Annotated in this window: 16 protein-coding genes; 11 read left to right on the forward strand and 5 right to left on the reverse strand. The window is 73.4% G+C overall.

The annotated features are described in order from the left end of the window. Positions 1-23 precede the first annotated feature (23 nt). Both ACFVWU_RS35395 and ACFVWU_RS35400 read right to left on the reverse strand, forming a co-directional pair. Positions 24-605, reverse strand: coding sequence for a hypothetical protein (locus ACFVWU_RS35395; RefSeq protein ID WP_387628534.1), 582 nt, complete (start codon positions 603-605; stop codon positions 24-26). Further along, a complete protein-coding gene (locus tag ACFVWU_RS35400; RefSeq protein WP_387628537.1) occupies positions 602-1,744 on the reverse strand; it encodes a serine hydrolase domain-containing protein in 1,143 nt (380 codons plus the stop codon). Before ACFVWU_RS35400 ends, ACFVWU_RS35395 begins: the two co-directional genes overlap by 4 nt. A 318-nt stretch (positions 1,745-2,062) precedes the next feature. On the opposite strand from ACFVWU_RS35400, the gene ACFVWU_RS35405 reads away from it, so the two are divergent. The 3 genes from ACFVWU_RS35405 to ACFVWU_RS35415 are packed head-to-tail and all read left to right on the forward strand — an operon-like array spanning position 2,063 to position 4,469. Then, entirely contained in the window at positions 2,063-3,646 is a 1,584-nt protein-coding gene (locus ACFVWU_RS35405) for a hypothetical protein (protein WP_387628540.1), read from the forward strand. Between the two features lie 8 nt (positions 3,647-3,654). Continuing rightward, positions 3,655-4,155 carry a protease inhibitor I42 family protein gene (locus ACFVWU_RS35410; RefSeq protein ID WP_387628542.1) on the forward strand — a complete coding sequence of 167 codons (501 nt, stop codon included), beginning with the start codon at positions 3,655-3,657 and terminating at the stop codon, positions 4,153-4,155. Between the two features lie 44 nt (positions 4,156-4,199). After that, positions 4,200-4,469 (forward strand): hypothetical protein, encoded by a 270-nt coding sequence (locus ACFVWU_RS35415; RefSeq protein ID WP_387628545.1) that lies wholly within the window; start codon positions 4,200-4,202, stop codon positions 4,467-4,469. A 119-nt stretch (positions 4,470-4,588) separates the two neighbouring features. Here ACFVWU_RS35415 and ACFVWU_RS35420 read toward each other — a convergent pair whose 3' ends face one another. Then, positions 4,589-5,089, reverse strand: coding sequence for a hypothetical protein (locus ACFVWU_RS35420; protein WP_387628546.1), 501 nt, complete (start codon positions 5,087-5,089; stop codon positions 4,589-4,591). 183 nt (positions 5,090-5,272) lie between these two features. Between ACFVWU_RS35420 and ACFVWU_RS35425 the strand changes: the two genes are divergently transcribed. Then, positions 5,273-6,655, forward strand: a complete 1,383-nt coding sequence (locus ACFVWU_RS35425) for a pyridoxal-phosphate dependent enzyme (RefSeq protein WP_387628548.1) — start codon at positions 5,273-5,275, stop codon at positions 6,653-6,655. Here ACFVWU_RS35425 and ACFVWU_RS35430 read toward each other — a convergent pair. Continuing rightward, positions 6,652-7,458 (reverse strand): TetR/AcrR family transcriptional regulator, encoded by an 807-nt coding sequence (locus ACFVWU_RS35430; protein WP_387628550.1) that lies wholly within the window; start codon positions 7,456-7,458, stop codon positions 6,652-6,654. The two genes, ACFVWU_RS35425 and ACFVWU_RS35430, sit on opposite strands and share 4 nt — an antisense overlap. A gap of 104 nt (positions 7,459-7,562) precedes the next feature. Here ACFVWU_RS35430 and ACFVWU_RS35435 point away from each other — a divergent pair, with 104 nt between their 5' ends. From ACFVWU_RS35435 to ACFVWU_RS35465, 7 genes are all read left to right on the forward strand, one after another. Continuing rightward, positions 7,563-8,591: an ATP-binding cassette domain-containing protein gene (locus tag ACFVWU_RS35435; RefSeq protein WP_387628551.1), complete on the forward strand. Its 1,029-nt coding sequence runs from the start codon at positions 7,563-7,565 to the stop codon at positions 8,589-8,591. Further along, positions 8,591-9,424, forward strand: coding sequence for an ABC transporter permease (locus tag ACFVWU_RS35440; RefSeq protein ID WP_387628552.1), 834 nt, complete (start codon positions 8,591-8,593; stop codon positions 9,422-9,424). Before ACFVWU_RS35435 ends, ACFVWU_RS35440 begins: the two co-directional genes overlap by 1 nt. Positions 9,425-9,483: 59 nt before the next feature. Continuing rightward, positions 9,484-10,470 (forward strand): aldo/keto reductase, encoded by a 987-nt coding sequence (locus ACFVWU_RS35445; RefSeq protein ID WP_387628553.1) that lies wholly within the window; start codon positions 9,484-9,486, stop codon positions 10,468-10,470. A gap of 107 nt (positions 10,471-10,577) precedes the next feature. Beyond that, positions 10,578-11,183, forward strand: a complete 606-nt coding sequence (locus ACFVWU_RS35450) for a TetR/AcrR family transcriptional regulator (protein WP_387628554.1) — start codon at positions 10,578-10,580, stop codon at positions 11,181-11,183. Positions 11,184-11,307: 124 nt separating this feature from the next. After that, entirely contained in the window at positions 11,308-11,886 is a 579-nt protein-coding gene (locus ACFVWU_RS35455; protein ID WP_387628597.1) for a DUF4188 domain-containing protein, read from the forward strand. Between the two features lie 45 nt (positions 11,887-11,931). Then, positions 11,932-12,060, forward strand: coding sequence for a hypothetical protein (locus tag ACFVWU_RS35460; protein WP_387628557.1), 129 nt, complete (start codon positions 11,932-11,934; stop codon positions 12,058-12,060). Between the two features lie 98 nt (positions 12,061-12,158). Next, positions 12,159-12,845: a C39 family peptidase gene (locus ACFVWU_RS35465; RefSeq protein ID WP_387628558.1), complete on the forward strand. Its 687-nt coding sequence runs from the start codon at positions 12,159-12,161 to the stop codon at positions 12,843-12,845. Here the strand turns inward: ACFVWU_RS35465 and ACFVWU_RS35470 are convergent. Then, positions 12,815-13,666 carry a hypothetical protein gene (locus ACFVWU_RS35470; RefSeq protein ID WP_387628560.1) on the reverse strand — a complete coding sequence of 284 codons (852 nt, stop codon included), beginning with the start codon at positions 13,664-13,666 and terminating at the stop codon, positions 12,815-12,817. The genes ACFVWU_RS35465 and ACFVWU_RS35470 overlap by 31 nt on opposite strands. Positions 13,667-13,796: the final 130 nt, after the last annotated feature.

Consider the following 13,796-nt stretch of genomic DNA (forward strand, 5'->3'; position numbering starts at 1 on the left):
GGTCGGAACGGTCCGTCGCCGCTTCAGCGTTCGGCCGCGCCCCAGCCGTCGTCGGGCCGGGTGCGGTCCGGCTCGGGGCAGTCGGGGTGGTCGTAGCCCCAGAGCAGGGCCTTGTGCAACAGCCAGTCCGCCAGGGGCGGTTCGTCGTAGCCCACCCGGTCGGTCAGGACCAGGGCCACCCGGACCTCCGCGGCCGGAGCGAGCTCCAGGGTCCGCTGGCCGGGCACGTTCTCGTAGGTCACCGTCTGCCAGGAACAGCCGGCGGCGGTCAGTGCGGCGGTCAGCGCGGACTCACCGACGTGGGTGTCGAGCGTCAGCGATCCGCCCGCCGGTTGCGGGAGTTCGAGCTCGCCGTGCCAGATCGGCAGGGACAGCGACCGGAGCCGTCGGCAGCGGCAGAACACCGTCTGCACATCGCCCCAGCCGAAGGCGTGCGGCCAGCGGCCCTCGCGGTGGACGCGGCCGCCGTCCCAAGGATCGCCGTAGTGGGCAGCGAGTTCGGGCAGCGAGGCGTCGTAGCGCAGCTCGTCCAGGGCGCCGGTGGTGGCGAGTCCGATCAGCCGGGCCAGGAAGTCCGGTGCGCCGGAGGGTACTTCGGGCGTCACCCCAGGCACCCGCGCACCGCCTCGATCAGCCGGTTGGCACGGGCGTCACCGTGGCCGATCATCCGGTTGGCGACGTACGCGAAGCCGACGCCGAACTCGTCGTCCCCGAAGGCGAACTGGCCGCCGGCGCCGTCGTTGCCGAAACTGCGCGCGCCGAGCAGCCGGCGGAAGGCGGGGGAGTCGAGCAGCACACCGGAGCCCCAGCGGGCGCCCATGTCGAAGCCCAGGAAACCCTGGCCGGCGGAGAGTTCGCGCACCGCGTCGGTCACCGTGTCGGACGAGAGCAGCCGCTCGCCGCCGTCCAGGCCGGTGACCGCTGCCGCGTACAGGCCGGCCAGGCCGGTGGCGGAGCCGACGGCGCCCGCGCCGGGCAGCTCGATCGCGTGCAGGGCCGGGTCGTTCCAGCCGTGCGGCACGTCCAGGCCGGGGAAGACCAGGGCGCCGTTCATGGTCACGATCCGGGTGAGCAGGTGCTCCGGTCCGGGCATCGGGCGGCGGCCCTCGGCCTCCACCAGCCGTGCCACGTGCGGGAGTTCGCTCTCCGGCAGGCCGATCCAGAGCGGCAGGCCGAGCGGCTCGGCGAGTTCCTTGCGCAGGAACGCGCCCGGGGTCAGGCCGGTGATCCGGCGGATCACCTCGCCGACCGCGAAGCCGAGCACATGGCCGTGGTACTCGTAGGTCGTCCCCGGCTCCCAGAGCGGCTCCTGCTCCTCGATCGCGCGGACCACGGGCTCCCAGGCGGCGATCTCCTCGAAGGAGAGCACCGTGTCCAGCGCCGGGAGGCCGGCCCGGTGGCCGAGGATCATCCGGGTGGTGATGTCCCGCTTGCCGTGGCGCGCGAACTCGGGCCAGTAGCGGGCGATCGGGGCGTCCAGGTCGAGCCGGCCCCGCTGGGCGAGGAGCAGGGCGCTGATGGCGACCGCACCCTTGGCGCAGGAGAACACCGGCACCAGGGTGTCCCGCGTCCAGGCCCGGCCGGTGCGCTCGTCGGCGGTGCCGCCCCACAGCTCGACCACCTTGCGGCCGCCGACGTACACCGTGACCGCGGCGCCGAGCTCGGGGAACTCCTCGAAGTTGGCGGCGAAGGCGTCCGCGACGGCGCCGTAGTGCTCGTCAGCCCACCCCTGATACTGCCGCATGGTGCGTGTCCACCCTTCCCTGGCCAAGATCACTGACCGGACCACGGTACGGGGTCGGCGCGGCCGCGACGAGTGATTTGACCGGGCTGGGGCGAATGGGACGGATGTGACGGCCCGGGACGCCCCGGCGCCCCGGTGCCGGCCCGGGGCGCCCCGGGCCTCCGGTCCTCCGGGCCCGCACTATGCTGTCCGGCGGTCTTCGGACCGTACGGCGGAACATCGGGGGAGGAACATGCGCGACGACGGTGCCGGAACGGGGTTCGGTGCCCGCCGGGAGACGGCCGGGGGCGCGGGGTTGACGCACCGGCACCAGGGGGCATGACGGTGGCCGACCACGACTCGCACCCCCTCGGTGAGACGCCGGGCAGCCAGCGGCAGCAGGTGGAGCGGCTGAAGAAGACCATCGACGAGTCCCATGGCATGTGGGGCGCGGGCGACTTGAAGTACGCCGTGCACGACGCCTTGCAACTGTCCGCCCCCAAGGGGGACTCCGGCAAGATCGGCGACCTCGCCGCCGCGTACAACACGGCGGTCGGCCAGCTGGACCAGATTCAGTTCAAGGTGGCGCAGGTCGGCTCCCAGCACCTGCCGGACGCCTGGACCGGGCAGGTCGGCGAGAAGGCCGCCGAGGTGGTCAAGGCCTCCGCCGACGATCTGACGCGCTGCCGCGACGCGCTGGAGAAGGGCCGACTGCACCTCAAGGCGCTGGCCACCGCGCTGAGCGAGGCGCAGACCCTGCACGGGCAGGGCGCCGCGCCGCTGGGCGAGGCGCTGAAGCTGCTGCACGACATCACCGTCAGTGGGGCGCCGGACCCGATCAACTGGGACGACGACACGATGCACAGCGCCCACGCCAAGGCGAAGGACGGCATCAAGTCGATCTACGACGCCGCGGTGAAGGCCGAGAACGCGGGTCGCGCCGCCAGCCGTGAGCTGAACGCGCTGGCCAACAAGGCGCTGGCGGGCACGTTCAAGAACAAGGGCCTGGGCGCGGAGGACAAGCTGGTCCTGGTCGACGCGTCCGTCGGCGGCAACGCGGGGGACGGCACCATCCTGACCGAGGCCAACGTCGCTCGGGCCGCCCAGTTCATGGACCAGATGAGCGACGCCGACCGGGCCCGCTTCGACCAGCTGCTGGCCGGGACCAAGTCCCCGGAGGAGCGCGCCTACTTGATGAAGGCGCTGGCGGCCGGGCACGGCTATGACGAGATCAAGGCCTTCGACGACCAGATCCACGAGCACGGCGACAACCCCGGCTGGCTCGCCGAGCGGATCTCCCCGGTGCAGCTCGACGCGGCCTCCCCCGATACGGCGCTCACGGGCTACCAGGGCGTCAAATGGGACCAGGGCGATCACGGGACCTGCGTGCCCGCTTCGACGGTGACCGCCCGGGCGATGGTCGACCCGCTGTTCGCCTTCCAGCTCACCACCGGCGGCCACCCCGGCGACCCGACGTACGACAACGGCAAGGCCGCGTACGACCGCTGGCTGAAGGAGACGGACCGCGTCCACGACAAGCGCGGTTGGTGGCACAAGTACACGGACGGCATGTTCGACTTCGAATCCAAGGACGTTGCCAACAGCGAAATCGCCAGTCACACCGGCGCGGACTACCGCAACGTGGACCTCGACAGCCGGGACCAGCGCCAGAACGCGCTGGCCGAGATCGAGCAGAAGATCGACGAGGGCAAACCCGTACCGATCTCCGTGGACAGCGGCCACTGGTACAAGCCCGAGAGCCATCAGATGGTGATCATCGCGCACCGCGGTGACCTGCTGGAGCTCTACAACCCGTGGGGCGGCACGACCTGGGTCAGCGAGAGCGACTTCGTCAACAGCCAGATGCAGGGCGCGTCCGACGACAGGTTCCCCGCCGTTTCAAGCGTTCGAATGCCCAAGTGAGGCCCGAGTTGAAGACCCCACAGCCGCGGAGCGGCCGCCGCTCGGCCAAGCGCCGGATCCTCCTGGCGCTGGCCGCGGTGCTGGCCGTCGCGGGCATCGTCGGCGCGGTGGCCGTCCACCGGACGACCACCGGCAAACTCGACCACGGCACGGTGTTCACCGCGTCCTCGGGGCAGCTCACCGTCAAGCCCGGCGAGCTGTTCTCGATCGAGGTGTTCGGATACGAGGGGGAACGCGATACGTGGACCGTGGCCTACCCCGGCCCCGACCCGGCCATCGTGCAGCCGTCCGGAGACGAGTACGTCGACAACATCGGCATCGAGGACCTGGCGAGCTTCGTCCTGATCGGCAACCAAGGCTCGGGCGGTCACTACTACTTCACCTTCCGCGCCCGGAATCCCGGCCAGACCACCATCACCGTGCACGCCGGGGGCCGCGACCGGTTCGGTGGACACCTCTCCAGCGGGTCCGATCAGACCAGTCGTCAGGTCACCGTCGACGTCCGCTGAGCAGGCTCCGGAGCTGTGACGGTCGGTCGAGAGGAGGGGGCGATATGGACGGCGAGGCGCTGACGGCGCTCTGGGAGCGTCGGTGGCCGGGCAGTCCGCCCGTCGGGCACGAGATCGACCCGGGGGAGCGGGACGTCTGGGTGCGGTTCCACAGCCTGCCGCGCTCCAAGCGCCACCCGGAGACCGAGCGCGTCTCCTCGTACGGGTGGGTCGCGCGGACGGCCTTCAGCGCGGCGGCGGCCTGCTCCCGTACGCAGAAGGACGCCACCCGGCACTCCTCCGCCCGCTGCACCTCGCCCGCCGCGCCCCGGTAGGGCCGTGCGTCGGGGGAGGGCACCAACTGCCGGTGATCCGCCGGACGCCGGTGCAGCGGGCGTACTCGCCGGCCCGGGGCAGATGGGGCGGGTGTGACGGACGGGCCCGGCCCGGGACTCTAACGGGTGGTGGCGTTGGCGGCGTTGCGGGCGGCGGTCGGGCGCGGGCGGTGCGGCCAGGCCGCCGCCGCCAGGGCCGTGCCGATGCCGACGAAGGCCGCCGCCCCGGCCGGGACCACCCAACCGGTGAGCGGGTGGTTGCCGTCGTCACTGCCGAGCGCGCCCAACAGGGCGGTGAGCAGGCCGTACGGGATCAGCAGGGTGCCCGCCCAGGCGGCGACGAGCAGCGGGCGCCGGAGCAGGCGCCGCCGCGGCGGGCGGTGGGCCAGGACGGCGGCGAGGGCCAGGCCGATCAGGGCCAGCACGGCGGTGAAGTCGACGCCGTGGTGCTCCAGCCAGATCAGGGCGGCGGGCGCGCCGTTGCGCCGGAACTCGTCGGCCACTTCGAAGCCGTCGGCCACCCCGGCGCGGCCGCCCGCCGCCCAGTAGGACTTCAGGGCGATGTAGGGCAGGGCGAGGCTGCCGGCCAGGGTGGCGGTGTGCAGTCGGCGTCGGGTCATGTCCGCTCCTCGGGGTTCGATGCCCCAAGCCTGGTCGACCCGACTCCGGTTGGCGTCCTGCCCGGGGCGGGGCCGTCTCCCCCCGGCGGGGGAGGTGCGCGTCGGGACGGCTAGCGGGGCGCGGGTGTGGGCAGGCTCGCTCGGACACGTATGCACACGTTGCACCGGATGAAGGAGCGCATGATGACCGCAGTGCACGAATCCGTCCTCGACGCGATCGGCGGGACGCCGCTGTTCCGCCTCGCCCGGCTGGGTGCCGGGATCGCCGCGCCGATCTATGCCAAGGCCGAGTTCCTCAACATCGGCGGCAGCGTCAAGGACCGCGCCGCACTGTCGATGATCCTGGCCGCCGAGCGGGAGGGTCTGCTGAAGCCCGGTGGGACGATCATCGAGGCGACCTCCGGCAACACCGGCATCGGGCTGGCCATCGTGGGCCGTCAGCGCGGGTACCGGGTGATCGCCGGGGTGTCGGACAAGTCGGCGCCCGAGAAGTCGGACATCCTGCGGGCGTACGGCGCCGAGGTGGTGCTCGCGACGACCTCGGTGCCGCAGGAGGATCCCCGGCACCTGTTCAACGTGGTCCGGCGGCTCACCGAGGAGATCCCCGGTGCCTGGCTCGCCAACCAGTACGACAACCTGGCCAATCCGGACGCCCATGTCCGCACCACCGGTCCCGAGATCTGGGAGCAGACCGGCGGCCGGGTGACCCACTTCGTGGCGGGCGTCGGCACCGGCGGCACCGTCACCGGCACCGGCGGCCACCTCAAGCAGGTGTCCGGCGGCGCGGTGACCGTCATCGGCGCGGACCCGGAGTCCTCCTCGTACGGAGGCGGGGACGGCAGCCCGTGGTTCGTCGAGAGCATCGGGCACTTCCTGCACCCCGAGACGGTCGAGGACCGCTGGCCGCAGGCCTACCGCTCGGAGGTGATCGACTCCTTCGAGCGGATCCCGGACCGCGAGTCGCTGCTGACGGCCCGTCGGCTCGCCCGCGAGGAGGGCATCCTGGCCGGTCCGTCGTCCGGTACGGCGGTGGCGGCGGCCCTGCGGGTGGCGCGCGGGCTGGGGCCGGAGGACCTGGTCGTGGTGCTGCTGCCGGACTCGGGGCGCTCCTACCTGTCCAAGGTGCACAGCGACGGGTGGATGCGGCGCTGGGGCTTCCTGGAGGAGCCGGGGGAGGCGGAGCTGCGCGCCGCGCTGGCGGCGGCCGGCCCGCTGGTGACGGTCGGCGCGGACGCGACCGTCGGCGAGGCGCTGGAGGCGCTGCGGACCGCGCCCGGCGGGGTCGCCCCGGCCGTACTGCCGAGGGCGGCGCGGCCGTACGGGGTGGCCGAAGCGGAGGTGCTCGGCTCGGTGTCCCGGGAGGTGCTGGAGGTGGCGCTCGCGAACGGCGACGCCAAGGGCGACGACCCGGTGCGCCCGCTGCTCGGGCCGGCCCTGCCGACGGTCGGGGTCGGGCAGCCGGCCGCCGAGGCGCGGGCCGCGCTGACGGGCGGGCACCCGGGCGTGGTGGTGCTGGTGGACGGGAAGGCGACCGGGGTGCTGACGCGGGCGGTGCTGGGAGCCTAACTGTCCATTGCGGGCGCCAGGATGGCGTGGATGACCCGGTCCAGGGTGCGGTCGAAGGCCTGGTCCGGGTCGGCCGGCGGTCCCGCGGTGGCGAACGCCTGGGCGAGGTGCGGGTATGCGCCGCTCATCGCCGCCTGGGTGAGGTAACCGACCATCTCGGTCTGCCACTTGGCGCCCGCGGCCGCTGTCTGCTCGTACTGGGCGAACTGGCAGATGAACCCGTTGAACAGTGCCATCGCCTCCATCCGCGCGCCGCCCGCCAGGCCGGTGGGGGCGGTGACGGCCAGGAAGTGGTCGGTGTAGCGCAGGGCGTTGGGGCCGATGCTCGGGCGGGCCAGCACCAGGGCGGGCAGCCAGGGGTGGCGGCGGAAGATGGCGAGCTGCTCGTGCGCCAGGCGGGCCAGGTCGGCCCGCACGTCGCCGCTCGGCTCGGGCGGCAGCCGGTACTCGCCGGTGACGGCGTCGAGCATCAGGTCGAGCAGGTGCTCCTTCTTCGGCACGTAGTTGTAGAGCGACATGGTGCCCGCGCCGAGCGCGGCCGCGACCCGGCGCATCGAGACGGCGTCCAGGCCCTCGGTGTCGGCGATCCCGATGGCGGCCGCGGCGATCGACTCGCGGCTGTGGGCCGGGCGGGGGCCGCGGCCGGTGCGCTCGGGGCGCAGCCAGATCAGTTCGGGGGCCTCGGGGGGTACGGGCTTGCCCGGCTGCTCCGGACTGCCGGGACTGCCGGGACTGCCGGGGCTCTTGGGGCTGTCGGAGCCGGTGGGCCCTTCGGGACTGCTGGGGGTGCTGCTGGACGGCACTGGAAGATCACCTCGCTCCCCCATCTTAGATACGTACGGCGTACGTAGTACGATTGCGTCCGCGCGCGCTTCTACGTACGCTGTACCTAGAGAAGGGCAGAGTCATGTCCCACACCACCCGACCCGCCATCGAGATGGCGGGCGTGGAGAAACGCTTCGGCTCCACCGAGGCCCTGCGCGGCCTCGACCTCACCGTCCCGGCCGGCACCGTCTGCGGCCTCCTCGGGCCCAACGGTGCCGGCAAGACCACCGCCGTGCGCGTCCTCGCCACCCTGGTCGCCCCCGACCGGGGCACCGTCCGGGTCGCCGGGCACGACGCCGTCCGCTCCGCCGAGGAGGTCCGCCGGGCCATCGGCCTCGCCGGGCAGCACGCCGCGCTGGACGAGGGCGTCACCGGCCGGGACAACCTCCGCCTCTTCGGCCGGCTGCACCGCCTCGGGGCGCGGCGGGCCAGGGCGCGCGCCGACGAACTGCTGACCCGTTTCGGCCTCGCCGAGGCCGGCGACCGGCTGGTCCGCACCTACTCCGGCGGCATGCGCCGGCGCCTCGACCTGATCGCCAGCCTGGTCACCAGCCCGCCGGTGCTCTTCCTGGACGAGCCCACCACCGGGCTCGACCCGCGCAGCCGGCAGGGGATCTGGGACACCGTCAAGGAGTTGGCCGACGGCGGCACCACCGTGCTGCTCACCACCCAGTACCTGGAGGAGGCCGACCGGCTGGCCGACGACATCGTGGTCGTCGACCACGGCGCCGCGATCGCCACCGGCCCGCCGGCCGGGCTCAAGGCGGCGATCGGCAGCCAGGTCTCCGTCACCCTGGCCGACCCCGGCCAACTCGGCGCCGCCGCCGTGGTGTTGTCCTCGCTCTCCGGGGGCGACGCGCGGGTGGACGTGGCCGAGCGGGTGGTCACGGTCCTGACCCGGCCCGGCGCCACCGTCCTGTTGCCCACGCTGGTGCGGGAGTTGGACGCGGTCGGGGTGGTCGCCGAGGACGTCGCGGTGCGGGCGCCCTCGCTGGACGACGTGTTCCTCGCACTGACCGGGAAGTCCCGGGAACCCGGCGAGCGCCGGGAATCCGGGGAGTCCGGGGAGTCCCGGGAGTCCGGTTCCGCCGACCTGGGGAGGGCCGCCTGATGGCCGCCGTACCGTTCGCTTCGGGGCCGGCCGCCTCGCGTCCCTCGCTCGGCGGCCGACTGGCCTCAGACACCTGGACGTCGATGCTCCGCGTCCTGCTCAACTACCGCCACTCGCCGGGCCTGTTGGCCGCCTCGCTGGGCGTGCCCGTGGTCATGGTGGTGGTCTTCGGGTACGTCTTCGGCAGCGCCATGCAGGTGCCGGGCGGCGGGGACTACCGGGAGTTCCTGATGCCCGGACTGTTCGCCATGGTCGCCACCAACGGCATCATGCCCACGATGGTCGGCGCCGCCCGCGACGTCGGGCGCGGGGTGACCGACCGGCTGCGCTCGATGCCGGTCTCCCGCACCGGCCTGCTGCTCGGGCAGACCCTCGCCGACCTGCTGGTCAGCGTGGTCGTGCTGGCGCTGCTCGCGCTGGTCGGGCTGGCCGCCGGGTGGCGCGCCCGGCACGGGACGGCCGACGCGCTGGGGGCGTTCGCGCTGCTGCTGCTCTTCCGGTTCGTGATGACCTGGGTCGGCACGCTGCTCGGCCTGGCCGTCGGCAAGGAGGAGGCAGCCGGCCAGCTCTCCGTCGTCGTCTTCCCGTTGGCGATGATCACCAACGCCTACGTGCCCACCGGCGGGATGCCCGGCTGGTTGCGGGTGGTCGCGGACTGGAACCCGATCAGCTCCGTCGTCCAGGCCTGCCGCGAACTCTTCGCCAACCCGTCCGCGCCCGGCGGCGCCTGGCCGATGCAGCACCCGGTGCTCGCCTCGTTGCTCTGGAGCGCGGTGCTGCTCGCGCTCTGCGGGCCGCTGGCCGTACGGAAGTTCGCCACACACGGACGGTGACCCGCCGGGTCCTGAAATGTGCTGGACACTCGTGCCGGTGTGGTCTTGGGTGGGGCGCCATGGAGTACACCCACCTCGGCCGCACCGGCCTGACCGTCTCCCGCCTCTGCCTCGGCACCATGAACTTCGGCCCCCACACCGAGGAAGCCGAGGCCCACCGCCTCATGGACACCGCCCACGAGCGCGGCATCAACTTCTTCGACACCGCCAACGCCTACGGCCGCGACAGCGAGGGCAACCTCAAGGGCCGCACCGAGGAGATCATCGGCCGCTGGTTCGCCGCGGGCGGCGGGCGTCGCGAGCGCACCGTGCTCGCCACCAAGGCCTACGCCGAGATGAGCGACTGGCCCAACGAGGGCCGGCTCTCCGCGCTCGCCATCCGCAAGGCCGTCGAGGCCAGCCTGCGCAGGCTGCAGACCGACCACATCGACCTCTACCAGATGCACCACATCGACCGGGACACGCCCTGGGAGGAGATCTGGCAGGCGATGGAGGTCCTGGTCGCCCAGGGCAAGATCATCTACGTCGGTTCCAGCAACTTCGCCGGCTGGCACATCGCCCAGGCCCAGGAGGCCGCCCGCTCCCGGCACTTCCTCGGTCTGGTCAGCGAACAGTCGCTCTACAACCTGCTCGACCGCACCGTCGAACTCGAGGTCATCCCCGCCCTCCAGCACTACGGCCTCGGACTGATCCCCTGGTCCCCGCTGCGCAGCGGCCTGCTCGGCGGCGTCCTCCGCAAGGAGCGCGAGGGCACCCGCGGCCGCAGCGCGCTGGGCTACGCGAGCGAGCTCCTCGAGAAGCACCGCGACCGCCTCCAGGCCTACGAGGACTTCGCCGACGAACTCGGCACCGACCCCGCCGACCTCGCCCTCGCCTGGCTGCTCTCCCGCCTGGCCGTCACCGCCCCCATCATCGGCCCCCGTACCCCGGCCCACCTCGACGCCGCCCTCGCGGCCCTCGACCTGAAGCTCGACCAGAAGACCCTCGACCACCTCGACGACCTCTTCCCCGGGCACCGGCCCGCCCCGGAGGACTACGCCTGGTAGGCCCGGGTCTTCGGCGCCGACCCCCGGACCCGGGTCCGGGGGTCGGGCCCCGGTGAACAGCCGTTCGCCCGTCCGTCGACGGCCCGGACTGTGGTACCAAGGCAGCCATGAGCGAGCGGGAGGCGTACCACCACGGGGCGTTGCCGGAGGCGCTGGTGACGGCGGCGTTCGAGGTGCTGGACGAGCAGGGCCAGGAGAAGGTGAGCGTGCGGGAGGTGGCTCGCCGGGCGGGGGTGTCGGCGGGCGCGCCGTTCCGGCACTTCGCCGACCGGCGGGCCCTGCTGACCGCGCTGGCGGACCGGGTGCTGGCGGACTTCGAGCACTGGCAGGAGGCGCAGGTGGCGGCCGCGGAGGCGGCCGGCGGGTCGGCGATGCGGGCGCTCGGGCTGGGGTTCGTCCGGTACGCGCTGCGTCATCCGCGGCGGTTCGAGCTGGTGCGCTCGCGGGTGTTCACGGCCACCCGGGACCCGGAACTGCGGGAGCAGCTGGACGGGATGGACCGGGCGTTCGCCGGGCTGATCGTGGCGGACCAGCAGGCGGGACGGCTGGGGCCCGGTGATCCGGAGCTGGTGCTGCTGTCCGGGCAGGCGCTGGTGTACGGGCTGGCACAGATGATCGTGGACGGCTACCTGCCGGCCGAGAAGGCGGAGGAGCTGGCCGTCCAGGTGCTGGACACCTTCCGCCAGGGGATCGCCAACAGGCCCGCGCAGTAACGCAATTGTGGCTGCGGTGAGCCTTGACCGGCTTTCCGGGCCTTGATGTAATCGCCGATTACATGAGGTGCGGGGCCGGGTGCGGGAGGTCGGGATGTCCAGGGGAACCACGTTCGTCCGCTCGGTGTTCGCCAAGCCGCTGCCCGGCTACACCACCGCCGGCGCCACCGGCGACACCGTGGTGCTGCTGATCGGCATGCGGATCAACCGCTTCTGGGCCGTGCACCACTGGGGCCCGGTGATGTTCGCGATGCTCCGGATGCTGCGCGAGCTGCGCCGCAGCCCCGAGCGCGGGCTGCGCGGCCGGATCCTGCTCACCGCCTCGCCGCGCACCTACTACGTCGTCCAGTACTGGGAGTCGAAGGAGAAGCTGTACGGCTACGCGAGCGCGCCGGACGGCTTCCACCACACCGTGTGGGGCATCGCCAACCGCAAGGTGCGCGAGGGGAAGCTGCGCGGGCACGTCGGGCTCTGGCACGAGACGTACATCGCCCCCGAGGGCGGCTACGAGTCGATCTACTTCGACATGCCGCCGTTCGGCCTGGCCGGCGCCACCGGCGCGCTGCCGGTGGAGGACCGCGGCCGGCACGCCGCCCAGCGCCTGGCCTACCGCTCCGGCGGGACCGGCGGGGCGGGGAAGTCGAGCGGTGGCGGGAAGCGGTCCGGCGAGGCGGCAGCCGGGGACGGGGTGGCGGGCGCGTAGGTGTGGCCACCGGCGGTCGGCGAGCTGTCGGGCGGGTCCGGCCCCATGGTGATCGCCCGGTGGATCCACGGCCCGGTCACCACCAGCGCGCCCGCCGCCACCGAGGCCGCCGCTCCCGGCGCGATCTTCTTCACCGTCGCCTCCCCGTTCCTCGTCCGCGGCGTGATCACGTGAGGAGGACCGGTCGACCGGACGCCTGAGTACGGGTACTGAACGGCTACGCAAGGAGTGTCGTGAGTCGTCCGACCACCCGGGCGTGAGAGCGTCGGGGGATGGTCGATCAGGGCGGCGCCGCGCGGTCGGCGCGGGTGGTGCACGAGGTGCCGTACCGGGCGCAGTGGGAGTCCGCGGAGCTGGTGCGGGAGATCGTGGACGGGCAGCTGGACGCGGCGCGGGACCCGCGGTGGGGGCAGTCCGGGGCGGCCAGCCCGGAGGAGTACGCCTGGTGGTCCTGGCGGCTCTGCGGGGTGGCCTGCCTGCGGATGGCGCTGGAGCACTGGTGGGGGGTGACCCCGACGGCGATGGCGCTGGCCGCCGAGTGCGTGGCGGCGGGCGCGTACGTGAAGGACGGCGAGAGCCTGCGCGGGCTGGTCCACGCGCCGTTCGCCGACTACGTCCGGCGGCGCTGGGGACTGGTCGCGTACGCACGGGAGTTGATGCCCGGGGAGGTGGCGGCCGAGGTGGCTGACGGGCGGCTGGTGATGCTCTCGGTGCACCCGACGATCCGGGAGCCGCACGGGCCGGAGCCGGTTCGGCGGGGCGGCCACCTGGTGCTGGCGGTGGGCGCCACGGACACCGCGCTGCTGATCCACAACCCCTCCGGCTTCCCGGAGGAGTCGCAGGCCTTCGCGCGGGTGCCGTGGCGCTCGTTCGGGCTGTTCTACGCCGGGCGGGGGATCGTGCTCGGCCCGCCCGGTGCGGGGGAGCGTCAGGTGTTGTCCGGCAGCCCGACCGGGTAGAACGGCAGACTGCTCCGACAGAGCGCCGAGACCGGCTTCAACGCGGCGGCCAGCTCGTCCAGTTCGGCGCGGGGGTAGGCCTCCCAGACCCGGGCGGCGGCCAGGTCGGTGGCCGCCTCCAGGGCCTGGTGGCGGATCCGGCCGAGCTCGGTCACCGTGCCGGCCGCGGTCAGCCAGCCGCGCTCGACCAGGCGCTCGGCGGCCGCCTCCCACTCGGCGTCCGTCCAGCCGCGCACCGGCTGGAGCTGCTCGCGCCGCATGTCCATCGCACAGCGGATCACCAGCGCCTCGCAGCCGTCCAGCCCGGACGCCACCAGCGCGGCCACATGGCCGTCGCCGCGGTGCTCGCGCATCACGGTGGCGGCCTGCCAGAGCCGCTCGTACAGCCCGGTCGGCCGGGGGAGCGCGGCGTTGGCGGCGGCCAGCACCCGGCCGGCGCAGTCCAGCCGGGCCACGGCCTGCTCCAGCGTCTCGACCGCCCGTTCGACCTGTTCCCGGTCCACGTGCTCCAGCAGCCGGGCCAGCGCCGCCCCCGAGCCCTTCAGCCGGGCGGCCAGCGTCTCCTCCGGGCTCGCCAACTTCCACACCGCGGGCAGCGCCCGCTCCACCATCGCCGGGGCGAAGTTGAAGAACGCGGCGATCACCGGCGGAGCGTCCACCGCGCCCAGTGGGGCCGAGCGGCCGGCGAAGTAGCCGCGCCAGAAGCCGCGCAGCCCGGCCCCCTCGAAAGTCTCCTGACCCTCGGGCTGGAAGTAGGTGACGGCGTGCACCGGCTCGAAGAGCCACCAGAGCGCGCGGGCGGGGTGGACGAGATCGGCCATCGGGAGCCTTCCTCGGACAGAGCCCCGGGCGGGCGCGGGGAGCTCGACTGGTCGGGACGGTCCGGCGGACGCCCGGGCGGCGCGGTGCCGGTGCCGCTCGGGCGGGCGCGCGGGCCGCTCAAGTGCTGAT

The organism is Kitasatospora sp. NPDC058190 (assembly GCF_042883685.1).
Taxonomy (GTDB): Bacteria; Actinomycetota; Actinomycetes; order Streptomycetales; family Streptomycetaceae; genus Kitasatospora.

Coding starts and splice junctions, on each gene's coding strand:
- ACFVWU_RS35450 (WP_387628554.1), top strand. CDS start 10,578: ATGAGCGAGCGGGAGGCGTACCACCACGGGGCGTTGCCGGAGGCGCTG.
- ACFVWU_RS35440 (WP_387628552.1), top strand. CDS start 8,591: ATGGCCGCCGTACCGTTCGCTTCGGGGCCGGCCGCCTCGCGTCCCTCG.
- ACFVWU_RS35460 (WP_387628557.1), top strand. CDS start 11,932: ATGGTGATCGCCCGGTGGATCCACGGCCCGGTCACCACCAGCGCGCCC.
- ACFVWU_RS35420 (WP_387628546.1), bottom strand. CDS start 5,089: ATGACCCGACGCCGACTGCACACCGCCACCCTGGCCGGCAGCCTCGCC.
- ACFVWU_RS35470 (WP_387628560.1), bottom strand. CDS start 13,666: ATGGCCGATCTCGTCCACCCCGCCCGCGCGCTCTGGTGGCTCTTCGAG.
- ACFVWU_RS35435 (WP_387628551.1), top strand. CDS start 7,563: ATGTCCCACACCACCCGACCCGCCATCGAGATGGCGGGCGTGGAGAAA.
- ACFVWU_RS35400 (WP_387628537.1), bottom strand. CDS start 1,744: ATGCGGCAGTATCAGGGGTGGGCTGACGAGCACTACGGCGCCGTCGCG.
- ACFVWU_RS35465 (WP_387628558.1), top strand. CDS start 12,159: ATGGTCGATCAGGGCGGCGCCGCGCGGTCGGCGCGGGTGGTGCACGAG.
- ACFVWU_RS35405 (WP_387628540.1), top strand. CDS start 2,063: ATGACGGTGGCCGACCACGACTCGCACCCCCTCGGTGAGACGCCGGGC.
- ACFVWU_RS35445 (WP_387628553.1), top strand. CDS start 9,484: ATGGAGTACACCCACCTCGGCCGCACCGGCCTGACCGTCTCCCGCCTC.
- ACFVWU_RS35425 (WP_387628548.1), top strand. CDS start 5,273: ATGACCGCAGTGCACGAATCCGTCCTCGACGCGATCGGCGGGACGCCG.
- ACFVWU_RS35415 (WP_387628545.1), top strand. CDS start 4,200: ATGGACGGCGAGGCGCTGACGGCGCTCTGGGAGCGTCGGTGGCCGGGC.